Origin of the sequence: Intrasporangium sp., from assembly GCF_039812505.1 — a bacterium.
Lineage (GTDB): Bacteria > Actinomycetota > Actinomycetes > Actinomycetales > Dermatophilaceae > Intrasporangium_A.
The window spans coordinates 1-17,406 of record NZ_JBDIAQ010000070.1; the positions used below are offsets into that span (position 1 = coordinate 1).

Below are 17,406 nucleotides of genomic sequence, written 5' to 3' on the forward strand. Positions count from 1 at the left end.
CGTACACCTGGGCGGTGAAGTCGACACCTGCCGCGCGAAGCCGCTCGGTCAGCTGCGGCACGCCGTCGCTGATGTCGTGGTCCTGTTCGCCGTAGAACGCGAGGACCGGGCACTTGACGGCCTTCGGGTCGGCACCCTCGGGGAACCGGCCGTAGAACGGCACCGCCGCGCGCAGCCGGGGCTCGTGCAGGGCCAGCGACCAGGCGTAGGTGCCACCGAAGCAGAACCCGACGACCGCGACCCGCCCGTCGACGCCGGGCTGCTCGAGCAGCGCGCCGACGACCTCGCGCAGCCCGTCGATCGCCCACTTCGCGAACTCCGGCGTGCGGGCCGGCTCGGTCATCCGGCGCAGCCTCGGCTGGGCCGCGAGCCGGTCCTTCTCGTCGGGGCTGGACATGAGGGCGTGCAGCTCCTGACCGTCGTAGGGCGTCAGGTCGACGTGCCCGAGCAGGTCCGGGGCCACGGCCAGGTAGCCCTCGGCGGCAAACCGGTCGGTGACGTCGGTGATGTGTTCGACGAGACCCCAGATCTCCTGGATGACGATGACGGCCCCGGCCGGGTCCCCGACGGGTTCGGCCTGGTAGGCGTTCAGATCGGACCGGAAGAACTGGATCATCTCGCCCATCGGGTCACGACTCCTGGGTGACGGCCTCAGCGGTGGCATCGGGTGCGTGCCAGGATCGCGGCGCGGTCTCCGGGTGGTGCAGGTCGAAGGCGGGCCGCTCCGACCGGATCCGCGGCAGCGAGGTGAAGTTGTGCCGCGGCGGCGGGCACGAGGTCGCCCACTCCAGCGAGCCGCCATACCCCCACGGGTCGTCCGTGGTGACCAGCGGCGCGGTGCGCCAGGTCTTCCACACGTTCCAGAACCACGGGACCATCGACAGACCCAGCAGCAGCGCGCCCACGCTGGAGATGTCGTTGCCCAGCTGGAAGCCCTCCTCGGGCAGGTAGTCGGCGTAGCGGCGGGCCATGCCCTCGACGCCGAGCCAGTGCTGGATCAGGAAGGTCATGTGGAAGCCGATGAACAGCATCCAGAAGTGGATCTTGCCGAGCTTCTCGTCGAGCATCCGGCCGGTCAGCTTGGGCCACCAGAAGTAGTAGCCGGCGAACATCGCGAACACGACCGTGCCGAACACCGTGTAGTGGAAGTGCGCGACGATGAAGTAGGTGTCCGAGACGTGGAAGTCGAGGGCCGGGCTGGAGATGATGATGCCGGTCAGGCCACCGAACAGGAACGTGACCAGGAAGCCCATCGCCCAGAGCATGGGGGTGTCCATCGACACCTTCCCGAGCCACATCGTGCCTATCCAGTTGAAGAACTTCAGGCCGGTCGGTACGGCGATCAGCATCGACATGATCGCGAAGAACGGCAGCAGTACCTGACCGGTGACGTACATGTGGTGCGCCCACACCGAGGTCGACAGGGAGGCGATGGCGGCCAAGGCGATGACCATCGACTTGTACCCGAACAGCGGCTTCTTGCTGAAGACGGGCACGACCTCGCTGATGATGCCGAAGAACGGCAGCGCGATGATGTACACCTCGGGGTGGCCGAAGTACCAGAACAGGTGCTGCCAGAGCATCGCCCCGTTGTTCTCGGCGTCGAAGATGTGCATCCCCAGACGACGGTCGCCGCCACCGGCGAACAGGCCGGCCGCGAGGATCGGGAAGACGATCAGGACCATGATCGAGGTGGTCAGCACCGCCCAGGTGAGCAGCGGCATCCGGAACATCGTCATGCCCGGGGCGCGCATGCACAGGATGGTCGTGACGAAGTTGACCGCGCCCAGGATGGTGCCGAAGCCGGCCAGGGTCAGGCCGAAGAACCACAGGTCGCCGCCGAGGCCCGGGCTGTAGGACTCGGCTGCGAGGGGTTGGTAGGCGAACCAGCCGAAGGCGGCCGCGCCCTGCGGGGTCAGGAACCCGGCGCTGGCGATCAGGCCGCCGAACAGGTACAGCCAGTAGGCGAACATGTTCAGCCGCGGGAACGCGACGTCGGGCGCGCCGATCTGCAGCGGCATGATCGCGTTGGCGAACCCGGCGAACAGCGGCGTCGCGAACAGCAGCAGCATGATCGTGCCGTGCATCGTGAACAGCTGGTTGAACTGCTCCGGGTTGTCGACGATCTGCAGGCCCGGTTCGACCAGCTCGGAGCGGATCAGCAGCGCCATGATGCCGCCGAGCAGGAAGAAGAAGAACGTCGTCGCGAAGTAGAGGTTCCCGATGACCTTGTGGTCGGTCGTCGTGATGATGCCGATGATGCGCTGACCGGGGGTGCGACGCGGAGGGGCCGGCCGGGTGTGGATGGTCGCGGTCTGTGCCGTCCGGTCTGCCGTCGTCGTCATGCTCGCATCGCCACCTCACGCCTGCGCCCGTCGACATGGGCGACGGGCCCTCAATGGTCAAGACTGTACGGCGGATCACGCCGATTTGACAGGGTAGCCACTCGCATCCGGCGACCTGCGACCGCCCCCCATACCCACTTTCCCGTCGAGATCCCGGCCCGAACCGGGGCGACGGCAAGCTGCCACAGCCACGGCACCGCCGACCGGCCCGGATCCCGCAACGCCGGATACCGGTCCCGGGTCCACAGGTCGGCCGCCCGGTGGACCCCAGCGGCCCGGCGCTTACAGTGGGGCCGTGGAGATCGACATCTGGGCTGACATCGTGTGTCCGTACTGCCACCTCGGCAAGGCTCGCTTCGAGGCGGCCCTGGCGCAGTTCCCGAATGCGGACGAGGTCGACGTGACCTGGCACAGCTTCGAGCTGGACCGGTCCGCCGAGCCGGTCGCCGCGGGCACCCTGTCCGAGGGCCTGGCCGCGAAGTACGGCATCACCGAGGACGAGGCCGTCGCGCAGCACGAGACGATCGCCGAGCAGGCCCGCGAGGTCGGTCTGGACTACCAGTGGCGCCGGGCCCGCCCGGGCAACACCTTCGACGCCCACCGGCTGTACCACCTCGCCGGCGACCGGGGCCTCGGGCAGCAGATGCTCGACCGTCTCATGCGGGCCTACTTCACCGAGGGCGAGCCGATCGGCGACGCCGAGACGCTCGTCCGGCTCGCCGGTGAGGTCGGCCTCGACGTCGACGAGGTCACCGCGGTGCTCGTCGGCGACGAATACGGCAACCACGTCCGCAGCGACGAGGCGACCGCGTCGATGATCGGCATCACGGGCGTGCCGTTCTTCGTCATCGACCGCAAGTACGGCCTGTCGGGCGCGCAGCCGACACCGGTCTTCCTCCAGGCGCTCGGCCAGGCGTGGGACCGGCGCAATGAGGAGCCCGAGCCGGTCGCGGCCGGGGGCGGCTGCGGCTGCGGGTCGTGCGGGTGCGGCGCCGGCGGGTGACCCCTACCGTGGGGTGATGGCCCACCCGCAGATGTTCCGCACCTCCGACGGTCATCTGGAGCGCGTCCGGTCGATCTGCCTCGCACTGCCCGGAGCGGCCGAGAAGGTGACACACGGGCGGCCGAACTTCTTCACCACGAAGGTCTTCGCGGTCTTCGGCGGCTCGCTCAAGGGCGATCACCTCGCCCCGGTCGCGAGGCGTGCGCTGCTGTTCCTGCCCGACGCGGCCGAGCGCGAGGCACTCGTGACGGACGAGCGGTTCTTCGTCCCCGCCTACGTGGGGCCCTCCGGGTGGCTCGGCCTGACGTTCCACGACCACGACGTCGCCGAGGTCGACTGGGGTGAGGTCGCCGAGCTCGTCGACATGTCCTACCGCAACACTGCCCCGGCCCGCCTCGTGCGTGAGCTCGACGCGCGATGACCGGTCTGCCGGGGCCGGAGGACCCGTGGCACAGCCAGGACAACCACCTCGTGCGCCTCGACTGGGGGGCGGTCGGGGCGGGCTTCCTCGTCGGGTATGCCGCCCAGCGGGGCGCCGCCGTCATCGCGGTCGTCGTCGACGTGCTGAGCTTCACGACCTGCGTGTCGGTGGCGGCCGACGCGGGCACGGACGTGCTGCCGTACCGGTGGCGCGACCGGACCGCCGCGCAGTTCGCCGCCACCAGGGGCGCCGCCCTCGCCGTGCCGCGCCGCGTGGCCCGGCGCGAGGGCGGGATCTCGCTGTCGCCGCGCTCGATCCGCGAGGTCGGCGCGGTCGGGTCGCTGGTGCTGCCGTCGCCGAACGGCGCCACGGTCGCGCTGTCGCTGGCCGGGGCGGGGGCCACTGTCGTGGCGGCCTCGCTGCGCAACGGCGGCGCGGTCGGCCGGTGGGTGGCGGACCGACTGCGCGCCAGCGCGTCCGCTCCCCCGGTGGTCGTCCTCGCGCCCTGCGGCGAGCGCTGGCCGGACGACTCGCTGCGACCGGCCGTCGAGGACGCCTGGGGGGCGGGCGCGGTGGCCGCCGCCCTCGTGGACGCGCTCGGGCACCAAGCCGGCCCGCTCCTGCTCAGCCCCGAGGTCGGGCCGGCGCTGGCCGGGTTCCGGTCCGTCCGGGACCGCCTCGACGAGGCGCTGGCAATGTGCTCCAGCGGCCGTGAGCTGGTCGAGCAAGGGTATGCCGACGACGTGGCCATCGCGGCCGAGCTCGACTCGAGCACCGTCGTACCGGTGCTGGTGGACGGCTCCTTCGTGCCCGCGTGAGCGTTCCAGGCCACTGCCCGGGCGGGGCTGCTCTCCTCGCGGCCGCCACCCGTCGCGTTACGGGTCCGCGCGAGGGGTCGCTCCCCCGGGTGCATGATGATGAGGTGACCTCAGCCGCCCCACGAGATCCCGGGCCGGGGTCGCGAGCGGTACGCAAGCGAGCGACATACCACCACGGGGACCTGCGTCGGGCCCTGCTCGAGGCGAGTCTGGAGCTGGCCAGACAGGGCGGTCCCGACGCCGTGGTCCTGCGCGAGGCCACCCGGCGGGTGGGGGTCTCGGCGAATGCCGCCTACCGGCACTTCGCGGACCGCGACGCGCTGCTGGCCTCCGTGGCCAGCCGGGCCCAGGCACGCGCCGCGGACGTCATCGCCGAGGCCATCGCCGCGGTGCCGGACCGCGACGACCGGCGGACCGTCGCGCGGGAGCGCTTCCGGGCCGTGGGCCAGGGCTACCTCCGGTTCGCCCTGACCGAGCCCGGCCTGTTCCGCACGGCCTTCGGGGTGCCGACCGACCTCAGCCGCGCGACCTCGCCGGAGGCCGCCGGCCAGGGCGGGCGAACCCCGTTCCAGCTCCTCTCGGACCGGCTCGACGCAATGGTCGAGGCCGGGGCGATGTCCGCCGACCGGCGACCGGGGGCCGAGCTGCTGGCGTGGTCCGCGGTCCACGGGCTGGCGATGCTCGCCCTGGACGGGCCCCTGCGCGGGATGTCGTCCGCAGCGATCCAGCGCATCGTCCCCCGGCTGGTGCAGATGGTCGACCTCGGCCTCGGGGTCATCGAGGCTCCGGCACGGGGCCGTTAGGGTGGCGACGTGACGACCGCCTCCGACCCACCGAGTGACGAACCGAGCGACGCCTTCCGTCTCGCCACCGACGTGCCGGCCTGCTACCTGCCGCTCGGCGCGGGCCGGTACACGCCGACGATCCACGTCCAGGGCGCCTGGCGCGACGACGAGCAGCACATGGCTCCGGTCGGGGGCCTGCTCGCCCACGCGATCGAGCGGCACGAGCCACGCCCCGGCCTCCAGCTGGCCCGGATCAGCTACGACATCCTCGGTGTCATGCCGGCCCGGCCCAGCACCGTCGAGGTGCACACGCTCCGGCCCGGGCGCACCATCGAGCTCGTCGAGGCGGTCATGTCCGTCGACGACCGGCCCGTCGTCCGGGCCCGCGCCTGGCGTCTCGCCACCGGAGACTCCTCCGCCGTGGCCGACCTGGAGCTGAAGCCGATGCCGGGGCCTGAGGAGTTCCCGGTGTGGACCGGGATGCTGCTCTGGCCGGGGGGCTACATCCGCAGCCTCGAGCTGCGCTCCGACCCGGCGCGCCGCCCCGGTCGGGCCCGGGTCTGGCTCCGCTCGCCCAACACCCTGGTCGCGGGCGAGGACGTGTGCCCGACCGCCGCCTTCCTCTCCTTCGCCGACACCGCGAACGGCGTCGCCGTCCGGGTGCCCCCTGGTGAGTGGGCCTTCCCGAACGTCGACCTCACCATCCACCTGCTGCGTGAGCCGGTCCCGGGCTGGGTCGGCCTGGACAGCCGGGTAAGCTTCGGGGACAACGGGATCGGCCTTACCTCGAGTGTCCTGCACGACGTGCAGGGGCCGGTCGGCACGGTCGAACAGATCCTCACGATCCGGCCGATGCCCGGCACCTGAACCGTGACCCGGTTGGCCGGACCCGGCCCGACGCGGCAGAGTGGGACCATCAGCGAAGAGGAGCGACATGGGTGACAGCGACATGGGTGACACGGGCCGGCCCGCGGCGACGGGCGACGGCGACGTCGCCCTGGACGACCGGTTCCACGGAGCGGAGTGGGTGCACCACCACGACCCGTACGACGACCCGCCTGCGCCGGTTCGGCCAGGGTTCTGGATGACGATGATCGGTGGCTTCGTCGCGGTCCTCGCCCCGCTGGTCGGGTTCCTCGGCGGGAGCATCTCCGGGGCCGGCAACGACCCGACCGGGCGTCGGCTCGCCCTCTGGCTGCTGGTGGGCATGGTCATCGGCGGGCTGGGCGTCCTGGTCGCCTTCATCGGCGGGCTCCGGTGGTGGCGCTCCACCGAGGGGTGACCGAGCCGGCCCAGGCCCGGTGCGTGCAGGTCAGCAAGGACGATCAAGCGCACAACCTCGGACCGCCCGCACGATGATCGCGTGAACCTCCCCGCCGACACCTTCAGCGCCTGGCTCGACGTGCTCGTCGACACGCTCGACGAGCCCGGCCTGACCAGTGAGCAGCTCGCGGGGCGGCTACACCTGTCGCGGTTCCACCTCGACCGGGTCGTCAGCGCGGCCGCCGGCGAAGCCCCCGCCGCTCTGCGCCGGCGGGTCCTGCTGGAGCGGTCGGCCTTCCGGCTCGCCACGAGTCACCGCCCGATCCTCGACATCGGCGTCGAGGCCGGCTACGGCTCGCACGAAGCGTTCACCCGGGCCTTCCGCCGGGTCTACGGGGTGACCCCTCGTGACTGGCGGGTCCGGCCGGGTCGGATCCGGATCGAGTCGGCCAGCGACGTCCACTTCCACCCACCCGGCGGCATCCGCCTGCCGGCCCGGCAGAGAGTCACCACCATGGACCTCATCCAGCGCATGGTCGAGCACCACATCTGGCTGACCCGTCAGCTCATCGAGTGCGCCCGGGAGCTGACCGACGCCCAGCTCGACGAGCCCATCGTCCTCAGCGTCGAGGACGATCCCGACCCGTCGACCCTGCGACGGATCATCAGCCGCCTCGTCGGGCAGATGCAGATGTGGAACGCCTCGATGACAGGCGAGGAGTACGACTTCTCGGTCGAGCACGGCGAGTCACTGCTTTCGGCCGAGCGGCGTCTCGACACGGCCGCGCCCGCCTTCCTCGAGCACGTCCGGCACGCCGTCGAGGACGGCGAGCTCGACGACACCTTCGTCGACGCGAGCTGCGACCCACCCTTCAGCTGCACCTACGGCGCGATGATCGCGCACGTGCTCACCTTCGCCGCCCATCGCCGCACGCTCGCGGTCCTGGCCCTGGACAAGCACGGCGTGAGCCGGCTCGGCTGGGGGGACCCGATCACCTACCTGGACGCGCCCGCGCGCTGAGCCCAGCGGGCGGCGCGGGCACGGGTGTGCCGACGGCGCGGGGTGTGGTGTGCCGACGGACGACCGTTGGTCCGCGAACCGCGCCTGCGACCCGGCCGGTCGTGCGTGCGTCGAGGTCCGCGTGTGACCAATGGTCGTCGGTCGGCACAGCAGCCGGCCGAGCCCAGCGGCACACAACCGGCCTCGCCGGTCACGCCCCGAGGAGCCCCGCCGCATCAGGCGGCAGCGGGGGGCGTACGTTCCCGAGCGTCCGGTCGCGTGCCCCCACCGAGACGAACGACCGCCCCGGCCCTCTCCTGCGGTTCCCACGCGCCTACGACCAGTAAAGTCGGTCGACGCTCCCCAAAAGGACTCACACCCTCGTTCAATTCTGTGCCAAATGCCAGAAAACACGCGCGATACCGACTTGTCGGGATGACGTCCGGCAACGCAGGAGCCGCCTTCTGACGCCCGGTTGACACATTCGTACGGAATAGGCCACAGTCTGGCCAGGGGCGGTCGTGCAGCATTTGGTCGGCGGAGGGGAGGGTCCGTGCGTCCCGTTGACGCATCTCGTCATGGTTCGTCCGACGATCGACTCGGTTTGTCATTGCCGGGTCGACCACCGACGGGGCACGGTCCGGACGGTCGACCGAGGCGCATTATCGTCAAATGTCCGGCTTTGTACCAACCGGTGCGGCCGCAGACATCTCCCCCAGCGCGGACGGGCACTCCTCAGGAGGTCCGCACATCATGGGCATGACGCTCGCCGTGCTGGCGGTCGCCCTGGGCCTGGGCAGTGCGGCCCTGGTCGTCACGCGCCCCTCGGCGCGCTGGATCACCCGGAACTACCGACATCCGGACCGGCTGCGGGCAGCGGTGGCGGGCGCCGGGGGTGCGCTCGCGGTCTTCGCCCTGCCTTGCGTGATCACGCCGAGCAGGTCCGAGGTCTGCGGTCCGTTCGCGGTCGTCGCCGCCGTCGGTCTGCTCGGCTGTGTCGCACTTTCCCCGATCTGGCAACGACGCGCGGCCGTTTCCCTGCACCCGCGTCGGGTTCTTGCCATCGGCGCACACCCGGACGATCTCGAGCTGGCCTGCGGCGCAACGCTGGCAAAGCTCGTGGACAATGGCGGCGAGGTCTGCACCATTGTCATGAGCGGCGGCGGGTCGGGCGGCGAGGCCCGGCGGCGGGTCGAGGAGGCAAGGCGCGGATCCACCTATCTGGGAGCCGCGAGAACAAAGGTCCTGGACTTCTGCGACACGCAGCTCGACATTCACGAGAACGAAATGGTCAAGGTGCTCGAGCGGGCAATACGCGAGTTCCGCCCGGACATCGTCATGACCCACTCCGCGAACGACTACCACCAGGACCATTCGGCCGTACATCGCGCCACGATGCGTGCCGCTCGACGCGAGCCGACCATCCTCTGTTACGAGAGCCCCTCGGCGACACCCTGGTTCTCGCCGGTCTTCTTCGTCGACATCTCCCGGCACATCGACGTGAAGACGCACGCGATCCAGGTCCACGAGGACCAGCGCAAGAAGCCGTACATGAGCCCCGCGCGAACCCGCGGCATAGCCGTCTTCCGGGGGGACCAGGCCCGCGCGGGTCTGGCGGAGGGCTTCGAGGTCGTCCGCATGGGCGCGGCGTCGGTCGGTGACCTGTAGCCGTGCGCGTCCTGCTCACGGGCGTCGGCGGCCCGGCCGGAGTCTCCCTGGCCCGGCAGCTCCGACGTCGCGGCCACTGGATCACCGGTGTCGACATGCGAGAGGTCCCGGACGCGGGGGTCGACCTGTTCCGGGTGGTGCCGGCCGCCGCCGAGCCGGACTACCTTCCGGTGCTGGCCCGCCTCGTGCGGACCTGCCGGATCGACGTGGTCATCCCAACCGTCAGCGAGGAGCTGGTCAGGGTGGCTCGCGGCCACGGCGGGCTCGGGGCGCAGGTGGTGATCGGGTCGACCGAGTCGGTGTCGACGGCCGCCGACAAGTACCTGACGATGCGGTGCCTCGAACGGCACCTGGTGCCGGTTCCCTGGTTCGGGCTTCCGTCGGGGCATCGGTCACCTGCGGCCGCGGTCGACGCTGCGGACGGCTCCATCGTGGTGAAACCACGCCGGTCGAGGGGCGGTCGTGGGGTGCAGGTGATCGATCCGGCGGCCGCCGAGCTGCCCGAGACCCTCGCCTACTGGGCGGGCCTCGACGACCGTTCCATCGTGCAACGCTTCGCCCCCGGCCTCGAGTACGCGCCGGTGCTGTTCCGTGCCTCGGACGCGGGCGAGCCGGAGCTGTGCGTCGTGCTCGAGAAGACCGCGCTACGCGAAGGGCGGGTCGGCAACGCGGTCGCCGTACGCCGACCGTCCGCCACCGGCGCGCGCGTCGAGGCGGTGGCGGACGTCGCGCGTCGCGCCGTGCTCGCCGCCGGGTTGACCGGACCGGTGGACGTGGACGTCAGGCTGGATGCGGCCGGTGCGCCGCTGGTGCTCGAGGTCAACGCCCGGTTCGGGGCGAACAGCGCCGCCGCGCCGGAGCTGCTCGACGCCGTCCTGGCACACGTCACGCCAACCGGCGCCGGCGTCGCAGCCGGCGGTGCCTGACGACCATGGCACGCAGCCAGCCCCTCACGTGGGCGTTCCTGGTCCTCAGCGCGGCGATCCTCGTGGTCAGCTCGCTCAAGCTGGTCTACGTGCCGCTCGCCGTCTGGTTCGAGCTTCGCCGCGGCACGATGCTCCGTGGGGCGAGGGCACTCCGGGCCGGTCCCCAGGCCGGGCGCCACCCGCCGGGCAGCGACGACTTCAGCGTCTCGGTCATCGTGCCGGCCTACAACGAGGCGGTCGTCCTGCGCGGCTGCATCGAGTCGATCCTGCGCACCCGCCACCCGGGGCTCGAGATCGTCATCGTCGACGACGGGTCGACCGACGGCACCCCCGAGGTCATGAACGAGCTGGCCGGCGCCCACGAGGCGGTCCGGGTCGTGAGCCAGCCCAATGCCGGCAAGGGCGCCGCACTCAACCGCGGGATCGCACAGGCCGGCGGCAACGTGCTCGTCTTCGTCGATGCCGACGGTGTCTTCTCGCCGATGACGATCCCGTGGCTGCTCACCGGGCTGCGCGACCCGCACGTCGGCGCCGTGTGCGGTGACGACCGGCCGGTGAACCTCGACCGGGTGCAGACCCGGCTGCTCTCGGTGATCTCCCACCTGGGGACCGGTCTGGCCCGTCGGGCCCTGTCGGTGCTGCACTGCCTGCCGATCGTGTCGGGCAACATCGGCGCGTTCCGCGCGGACCTGGTCCGACAGGTCGGCGGGTTCCGGACGGACACCGTCGGGGAGGACCTGGAGCTGACCTGGCGGATCTACGAGGCGGGGTACCGCGTCTGCTTCGAGCCTCGAGCCATCGTGCTCGCCGAGTCGCCGTCGACGGTCCGGGCGCTCTGGCGCCAACGCGTGCGCTGGTCGCGCGGCCTGCTGCAGACGGTCCGGCACCACTGGCGGATGCTCGGCAACCCGGCCCACGGCGTCTTCGGGATCTTCCTGGGCTTCAACGCCGTGACCATGATCGTCGTGCCGGTCCTGCAGCTGCTCGTGCTGTTGCTGCTGGCCGTCCTGGTCCCGCGCGGCATGCTCGCCGTCGACGGCAGCGTCGTGCAGCTTGCCGCGTGGCTCGGGCTGGTCGTGACCGTGGGTCTGACCGTGCTGGGAATCGCCCTCAACGCCGCGTGGCGCGACCTGGGCAACCTGTGGACCGTTCCGCTCTGGCCGCTCTACTCGGTGTTCATGGCGCTGACCATGGCGACCGCGCTCGTCCTGGAGGCCCGCGGGGGGCCGGCGGCCTGGAACAAGGCGCAGCGCACCGGCGTGGTCACCGAGCAGGCACTGCGCGGCATCCTCAGGCGCGAGGAAGCATGACCGACCGACCTGTCCGACAGCTCTGGGCCGGCATCGCCGCACTCCTCGTCCTGGTGGCCCTGCTGGCCGGCGCCACGGCGGTCCTGTCACCCGATCTCGGTGGTGACGGCGCGCCGGCGGCAGGTCCGGCCTCCTCGACGCCACACCCCGACCCGGCCACGGCGAGCGCCCGGCCGAAGACGAGCACGCCGCCGGCGACCCCGGTGCGCTCGTGCCGGAAGGGACCCGCGCCCGCTCCCGGCCACCCGGCCACCCGGGACTCGGTGCAGGTGGTCAACATCGGCTTCGAGGACCTGACCAGCGACGACCCGGACCGGCTGAGGGTGCTGGCCGCCAAGCTCGACGAGGTTGCGGCGACGGGCGTCCGGATCGCGGTCGGACGCCTCGACTGGATCGCCTTCCCGTGGGCCGGCCACCGCGACATCGAGTCGGGCGACGTCCTGGACACCGGACGCGACTACGTGGCGGAGGCGATCGCCGCGCTCGGCTGCGACCGGAACGGCGCCCGGCGCGACATCTACCTGGGCATCGACGTCCTCTTCGGGCGCGAGTTCACGCAGCGCCCGGGCCTGGCGGGGGTGAACCAGGCGGGCAAGCGGTCCGACCTCTTCGCGAGTGTCACCGCATGGAAGTCGGGGGCGCTCACCCGTCGCCTGGCCGACCTCGCGCACGAGCTCGCGGTGCGGTACTCACCGGAGGCGGTCAACGTCACCGAGCTCATGTTCGACAACGACACCTTCGGACCGGACGACCTCGCGGACTTCAAGGCGACCCAGCGGGCCGCCGCCTGGCCCCGATCGGCCGACGGGACGATCGACCGGGACGACCGCCGGCTGCAGCAGTGGCGCACCGACGCGCTGGTGTCCGTGGTGGCCCAGGTCAAGCGACGGCTGGCACCCACCGGTGTCGCGCTCACCCTGGATGTCCGCTCGCCGGTGACCTACGACCCGGTCGGACGACCCGACATCGGCCAGAGCTACCCGCGGCTGCTCGAGCACGTGGACCGGCTGGTGGTGTGGGACTTCCCGGGGATCGCCTCGTCCGGGGTCTTCGGGGCCGCGCAGCTCGGCCCGCTCCTGTTCGCCAGGGCACCGGACCGGTACGAGCTCGAGATCGGTCTCTGGAAGGGACGCGGCATCATCCCCGTGTCGACCCTCCAGCGCGAGCTCCGGGCGGCTCGGGCCCAGGGAATCCGCTCGGTCTCGGTCACCCCGGCCTCGCTGTTCTCCGAGCCGGTCTGGACGGTGCTCCAGCGGGAGTGGGCGCGCCCCGGCTAGTCCCGCCCCCCGGACGGTGACACAGTGGTCGGGCCTACGGGCCGGAAGGCCCCGGCTCACTCGACCTTGGCGGTGACCGACGCGCCGAGGCTGACGGTGCGGCTCACCGTGCAGAACTCCTCGTGCGAGCGCCGCACCATGGTGGGCAGGATCGCCCGGGCCGCGTCGCCGCCCTTGCCCTCGGGGAACCGGACCCGGAAGGTGATCTCGACGTCCTGGAGGTGGCTGCCCTGTTCGTCCTTGACCTTGTCGGCGGTCACCTCGATCTGGAAGCTGTCCGGCTCGGCCCGGCGCGCCGTGACGGCGTCGACGTCGACTGCGGTGCACCCCGCGATCCCGGCGAGCAGCAGCTCGACCGGCGAGAGCTCGTCGGTACCACTGCTCGTGGTGATCGAGCCACCGCGGTCGTTGCGGATGGTGTAGCGGCCGAGGCTGTCGCGGGTGAGGGTGACGCTGCGGAGGTCCTGGTCAGTCATGGGGCCAGCCTTGCAGACCGACCCCGGGGCGGCCTAGAGCCAGGCCTCGGCGAGCAGCTCGTAGGAGCGCAGCCGGGCCTCGTGGTCGTGGGCGCCGCACGTCAGGATGACCTCGTCGACGCCGGTCGCGGCGGTGAACTCCTGCAACGCGTCGCGGACCTGCCCGGGAGTCCCGACGAAGGAGACCCGGACCATGTCGAGCACCGCCGCCTGCTCGGCCGGGCTCCACGCCGCGAGGACCGACTCCATGCTGTCGCCCGGCGTCTGCACACCGCCGCGTCGCCCGGTCACGATGTCGTGGAAGCGACTCAGCACCGAGGTGAAGAGCCGCCGGGCCTGCGCCTCCGTGTCGGCGACCATGACGTTGGCCCCGGCCATCGTCCGTGGCGCGGTCGGCCCGCCGGGCCCCGTGGACGGCTGGAAGCGCGTCCGGTAGACCTCGAGGGCGCTCATCAGCATGCGGGGCGCGAAGTGGGACGCGAAGGAGTACGGCAGGCCGAGCGCCGCTGCGACCTGGGCCCCGCCGTGGCTCGACCCGAGGATCCACAGCGGCACGTGGGTGCCCTCCCCCGGCACCGCCCGGACCGGCGCCGACGGGTCCGCGTCGCCGAGGTAGCCCTGCAGCTCCTGCACCTCGGTGGCGAAGTCCAGCGCGGCCCGGGTGTCACGGCGCAGCGCCCGCGCGGTCTGCGGGTCGGTGCCGGGGGCCCGGCCGAGCCCGAGGTCGACCCGCCCGTCGTGGATCGTCGCGAGGGTGCCGAACTGCTCCGCGACGATGTACGGAGCGTGGTTGGGCAGCATGACACCACCGGCCCCGACCCGGATGGAGGTCGTCCGGTCGGCGACGTGACCGATCAGGACCGCCGTGGCCGACGAGGCCACACCCGTCATGTTGTGGTGCTCGGCCATCCAGTAGCGCCGGTACCCCCACCGCTCGACGTGCTGCGCCAGGTCGACCGTCGCCGCGATCGCCGCGGCCGGGGTCGAGCCCTCGTTGACGGGGACGAGGTCGAGGATGTCGAGGTCGGGGCGAGTCACGCCGGGGTCAACCGTGGGCCGGGAGGGTTTCTTCCGGTCGCGCGAACCCCGTTGTCACTAGGGCAGGTCCAGCTGGTCGAGCTGGGAGTCGTAGTCGGGGCAGAGGGTTCGGACGGCGGCATACATGAGCTGCTTCGTGCGCAGGCCGGCGCCGCTGTTCGGCAGCGGCGCCCCCTGCGAGTCGCGGGCGATCTCGCCGAGGGTCAGGCCACCGGTCTTCAGGGCCCAGCACGTCGTCGTGCCGATCTCGATGTCGTCGGCGACGCTCTGCGCGGTCACGGAGACGCCGAGGTCCTCGGCGGCGAGGACGAACTCGGCCTCCTCGGCCGTGATGTCCGGGCGCGCCGAGAGGATGCCCGCGGGCAGGTCCTGCGCGGTCGGCGTGCTGCTGCAGGCCGCCAGCACGAGCCCGGCCAGCAGGACCGCGACGCGGCGCATCATGCCCTCCTTAGGCTGGGTGGGTGACCGGCTCCCATCATCCCCGAGAGGTCCGGCTCGCCTCGGCCGCACCGCTCGCCCGGGCGGCCGTGGTGGCGTCGGTCTCGGCCGTCCCGCTGGGCTGGTGCTTCCTCCCGCAGGTCCTCGGTATGGCGCTCAGCCTGCTCTCGTTCGCCCGCCGGGAACGCGCCGGGCGGCGTCTCGCGCTGCTCGCGCTGGGCCTCAGCGTCGGGCTGACGGTCGTCTGGGCCGTCCTGCTCGGCCTGCTGCTGAAGTGGTGGGCCCGGACCCGGTCGGGGTGACCCGGCGGCCGGCCCGGCCCCCGGTTCAGTCCGGCTCGTCGCGTGGTACTGCTGCCGACCGGGTCCCGATCCGCCGGACCAGGGCCCGCAGGGTGTCCAGGTCGTTCAGGGCGAACAGCTGCGTGGCCTGCGCCTCGGTGAGCCCCAGGCGGGCGGCCGCGTGTCGGGTCGTCGTGCCGACGATGCCGTCCGGGGACACCGCCTGCTCGACGTCGAGCGCGTCGATCGCGTAGTCGGACAGCACCAGGGCGTGCCCGGCCAGGCACCGGACCGGGCCGAAGAGGCCCTCGGACTGCCAGGTGCGCTGGTCCCACTGCAGTGGGTGCTCGACGACGAAGGCGAGGGCCTGCTCGAGCAACCGGAGGTCCGGGGCCCCGGACCGGCCGAACCACGCAGCCGGCTCGAGGCCAACCAGCTGGTCGAACAGCTCCCGGCTCGGGTCGCCGGCCAGGTCGGCGGCGAGGTCCGGCGCCTCGGGACCGGACGAGAGCAGCCGGGTCACGGCCCCGCCCGCCGCGACCGGCTCGACCCGGGCCCCCGGCTCGCGGTCCTCGATCTCGTCGATGACCGGCTCGGTGGGCAGGCCCACCCGGATCCAGTCGACGGCCCGGGCCAGGTCGTCGACCCGGGCCCGGGGGTGGACCAGCACCTCGAGGTCGTGCTCGCAGGCTCCGGAGAGCCTGCAGACGGTGGCCAGGGTGTCGGCCGAGTCCAGCCAGACCGACCCGGTCGAGCGGGCGGGGGCCGGCGCCTCGATCCCCCCGAACGACAGCACGTGCCCGAGGAACGAGCGCGTCGTGCCGCCGAGTGCCAGGCTCTCGTGGCCGGGCGCGACCGCCTGGTCCCACTCGAGCGGGTGCGCGCTGACGTGCGCGAGGGCCGCCTCGAGCAGGGTCAGGTCGAGGTCGGCGGGCCGGTCTCGGGGGTCGGCCCGGTTGAGCCGGCAGGACCCGTTGTCGCACACGCTGACATGGTGCGCCTCGCCACACGTCCGACGCAACGGCCGCACGGGACGGGCTGGGCGGCATACCGACCGGGCATGGTCGTCACTGGCTGTAGGTGGCCAGGAACTTCTCGAACCGGCCGATGGCGTCCTCCAGCTCGTCGACGAGCGGGAGGAAGACGATGCGGACGTGGTCCGGGGCCGGCCAGTTGAAGCCGGTGCCGTGCACCAGGAGCAGCTTCTGCTCGCGCAGCAGGTCGAAGGCGAGCTGCTCGTCGCTGACGAGGGGGTAGACCTTCGGGTCGAGCCGGGGGAAGACGTAGAGCGCACCCCGAGGGGTGGTGCACGAGACGCCGTGGATCTGGTTCAGCAGCTCGACCGCCTTGTCCCGCTGCTCCAGCAGGCGTCCGCCGGGCAGGATCAGCTCGTTGATCGACTGCCGGCCCCCGAGCGCTACCTGGATCGCGTGCTGGGCCGGGACGTTGGCGCACAGCCGCATGTTGGCCAGGACGTCGAGGCCCTCGATGTAGTCGCGGGCGTGCTCCTTGGGGCCGGACAGGGCGAGCCACCCGGCGCGGAAGCCGGCGACCCGGTAGGCCTTGGACAGGCCGTTGAAGGTGAGGCAGAACAGGTCGGGCGCCAGCGCGGCGATGGAGTGGTGCTTCGCACCGTCGTAGACGATCTTGTCGTAGATCTCGTCGGCCATGACGATCAGCCCGTGCCGCCGGGCGAGGTCGGCGACGGCCTCGAGCACCTCGCGCGGGTAGACGGCGCCGGTCGGGTTGTTGGGGTTGATCACGACGACCGCCTTGGTCCGGTCGGTGACCTTGCTCGCGAGGTCGTCGAGGTCCGGCGCCCAGTCGGCCTGCTCGTCGCACAGGTAGTGCACGGGAGTGCCGCCGGCCAAGGAGGTCGCGGCGGTCCACAGCGGGTAGTCCGGCGCCGGGACGAGCACCTCGTCGCCGTCGTCGAGCAGCCCCTGCATGGCCATCACGATCAGCTCGGAGACCCCGTTGCCCAGGTAGATGTCGTCGATGTCGAGGTGCGGGAAGTCGCGCACCTCGTAGTGCTGGGCGATCGCGCGCCGCGCCGGCACGATGCCCTTGCTGTCGCTGTAGCCCTGGGCGGTCGGCAGCGCCTGGATGACGTCGACGAGGATCTCGCTCGGCGCCTCGAACCCGAACGGGGCGGGGTTGCCGATGTTGAGCTTGATGATCCGGTGCCCCTCGTCCTCGAGCCGCCTGGCCTCGGCCAGGACCGGGCCGCGGATCTCGTAGCAGACGTTCTGGAGCTTGTGGGACTGGGTCACCCGATGCATGGCGTCAACTGTCTCATCCCGGATGCCGCTGGGCTCGCACCACTCCCGTCGAGCGTGCCCTTGTCCTGATCGAGC

Annotated in this window: 19 protein-coding genes; 12 read left to right on the forward strand and 7 right to left on the reverse strand. The window is 71.9% G+C overall.

Annotated features, from left to right (window positions below):
- A partial coding sequence (locus WMI84_RS10555) for a dienelactone hydrolase family protein (protein ID WP_347352913.1) occupies positions 1-625 on the reverse strand: 625 nt, incomplete at its 3' end.
- 4 nt (positions 626-629) lie between these two features.
- On the reverse strand, positions 630-2,345 hold the full coding sequence (locus tag WMI84_RS10560; protein WP_347352915.1) for a cbb3-type cytochrome c oxidase subunit I: 1,716 nt from the start codon (positions 2,343-2,345) through the stop codon (positions 630-632).
- 295 nt (positions 2,346-2,640) lie between these two features.
- On the opposite strand from WMI84_RS10560, the gene WMI84_RS10565 reads away from it, so the two are divergent.
- The 11 genes from WMI84_RS10565 (at position 2,641) to WMI84_RS10615 (ending at position 12,816) form a co-directional block, all read left to right on the forward strand.
- A complete protein-coding gene (locus tag WMI84_RS10565) occupies positions 2,641-3,348 on the forward strand; it encodes a DsbA family oxidoreductase (RefSeq protein ID WP_347352917.1) in 708 nt (235 codons plus the stop codon).
- Positions 3,349-3,364: 16 nt separating this feature from the next.
- Positions 3,365-3,769 (forward strand): MmcQ/YjbR family DNA-binding protein, encoded by a 405-nt coding sequence (locus WMI84_RS10570; protein WP_347352919.1) that lies wholly within the window; start codon positions 3,365-3,367, stop codon positions 3,767-3,769.
- The gene (locus tag WMI84_RS10575; protein ID WP_347352921.1) at positions 3,766-4,587 is read left to right on the forward strand and encodes a 2-phosphosulfolactate phosphatase; all 822 of its coding nucleotides are present in this window, start codon (positions 3,766-3,768) and stop codon (positions 4,585-4,587) included. Before WMI84_RS10570 ends, WMI84_RS10575 begins: the two co-directional genes overlap by 4 nt.
- Before the next feature lie 104 nt (positions 4,588-4,691).
- Complete coding sequence (locus WMI84_RS10580) at positions 4,692-5,390, forward strand: TetR/AcrR family transcriptional regulator (RefSeq protein WP_347352923.1); 699 nt, start codon at positions 4,692-4,694, stop codon at positions 5,388-5,390.
- A gap of 72 nt (positions 5,391-5,462) precedes the next feature.
- Positions 5,463-6,239 (forward strand): thioesterase family protein, encoded by a 777-nt coding sequence (locus WMI84_RS10585; RefSeq protein ID WP_347352948.1) that lies wholly within the window; start codon positions 5,463-5,465, stop codon positions 6,237-6,239.
- 67 nt (positions 6,240-6,306) lie between these two features.
- Positions 6,307-6,654: a hypothetical protein gene (locus WMI84_RS10590; protein ID WP_347352925.1), complete on the forward strand. Its 348-nt coding sequence runs from the start codon at positions 6,307-6,309 to the stop codon at positions 6,652-6,654.
- Positions 6,655-6,735: 81 nt separating this feature from the next.
- The gene (locus WMI84_RS10595) at positions 6,736-7,656 is read left to right on the forward strand and encodes a helix-turn-helix transcriptional regulator (RefSeq protein WP_347352926.1); all 921 of its coding nucleotides are present in this window, start codon (positions 6,736-6,738) and stop codon (positions 7,654-7,656) included.
- A gap of 738 nt (positions 7,657-8,394) precedes the next feature.
- Positions 8,395-9,303 (forward strand): PIG-L deacetylase family protein, encoded by a 909-nt coding sequence (locus tag WMI84_RS10600; RefSeq protein ID WP_347352928.1) that lies wholly within the window; start codon positions 8,395-8,397, stop codon positions 9,301-9,303.
- A 2-nt stretch (positions 9,304-9,305) separates the two neighbouring features.
- Positions 9,306-10,229 (forward strand): ATP-grasp domain-containing protein, encoded by a 924-nt coding sequence (locus tag WMI84_RS10605; protein ID WP_347352930.1) that lies wholly within the window; start codon positions 9,306-9,308, stop codon positions 10,227-10,229.
- Positions 10,230-10,234: 5 nt separating this feature from the next.
- Positions 10,235-11,539: a glycosyltransferase family 2 protein gene (locus WMI84_RS10610; RefSeq protein WP_347352932.1), complete on the forward strand. Its 1,305-nt coding sequence runs from the start codon at positions 10,235-10,237 to the stop codon at positions 11,537-11,539.
- Positions 11,536-12,816: a hypothetical protein gene (locus WMI84_RS10615; RefSeq protein WP_347352934.1), complete on the forward strand. Its 1,281-nt coding sequence runs from the start codon at positions 11,536-11,538 to the stop codon at positions 12,814-12,816. Before WMI84_RS10610 ends, WMI84_RS10615 begins: the two co-directional genes overlap by 4 nt.
- Positions 12,817-12,872: 56 nt before the next feature.
- On the opposite strand, the gene WMI84_RS10620 is transcribed toward WMI84_RS10615, so the two are convergent.
- The 3 genes from WMI84_RS10620 to WMI84_RS10630 are packed head-to-tail and all read right to left on the reverse strand — an operon-like array spanning position 12,873 to position 14,768.
- On the reverse strand, positions 12,873-13,292 hold the full coding sequence (locus WMI84_RS10620) for an OsmC family protein (protein ID WP_347352936.1): 420 nt from the start codon (positions 13,290-13,292) through the stop codon (positions 12,873-12,875).
- Positions 13,293-13,325: 33 nt separating this feature from the next.
- A complete protein-coding gene (locus WMI84_RS10625; protein WP_347352938.1) occupies positions 13,326-14,330 on the reverse strand; it encodes an LLM class flavin-dependent oxidoreductase in 1,005 nt (334 codons plus the stop codon).
- Between the two features lie 57 nt (positions 14,331-14,387).
- Positions 14,388-14,768 (reverse strand): DUF732 domain-containing protein, encoded by a 381-nt coding sequence (locus WMI84_RS10630; RefSeq protein WP_347352940.1) that lies wholly within the window; start codon positions 14,766-14,768, stop codon positions 14,388-14,390.
- Between the two features lie 23 nt (positions 14,769-14,791).
- Between WMI84_RS10630 and WMI84_RS10635 the strand changes: the two genes are divergently transcribed.
- Positions 14,792-15,070 carry a hypothetical protein gene (locus WMI84_RS10635; protein ID WP_347352942.1) on the forward strand — a complete coding sequence of 93 codons (279 nt, stop codon included), beginning with the start codon at positions 14,792-14,794 and terminating at the stop codon, positions 15,068-15,070.
- Positions 15,071-15,095: 25 nt separating this feature from the next.
- Here WMI84_RS10635 and WMI84_RS10640 read toward each other — a convergent pair whose 3' ends face one another.
- Positions 15,096-16,034: a hypothetical protein gene (locus tag WMI84_RS10640; RefSeq protein WP_347352944.1), complete on the reverse strand. Its 939-nt coding sequence runs from the start codon at positions 16,032-16,034 to the stop codon at positions 15,096-15,098.
- An 82-nt stretch (positions 16,035-16,116) separates the two neighbouring features.
- The gene (locus WMI84_RS10645; RefSeq protein ID WP_347352946.1) at positions 16,117-17,331 is read right to left on the reverse strand and encodes a pyridoxal phosphate-dependent aminotransferase; all 1,215 of its coding nucleotides are present in this window, start codon (positions 17,329-17,331) and stop codon (positions 16,117-16,119) included.
- Positions 17,332-17,406 lie beyond the last annotated feature (75 nt).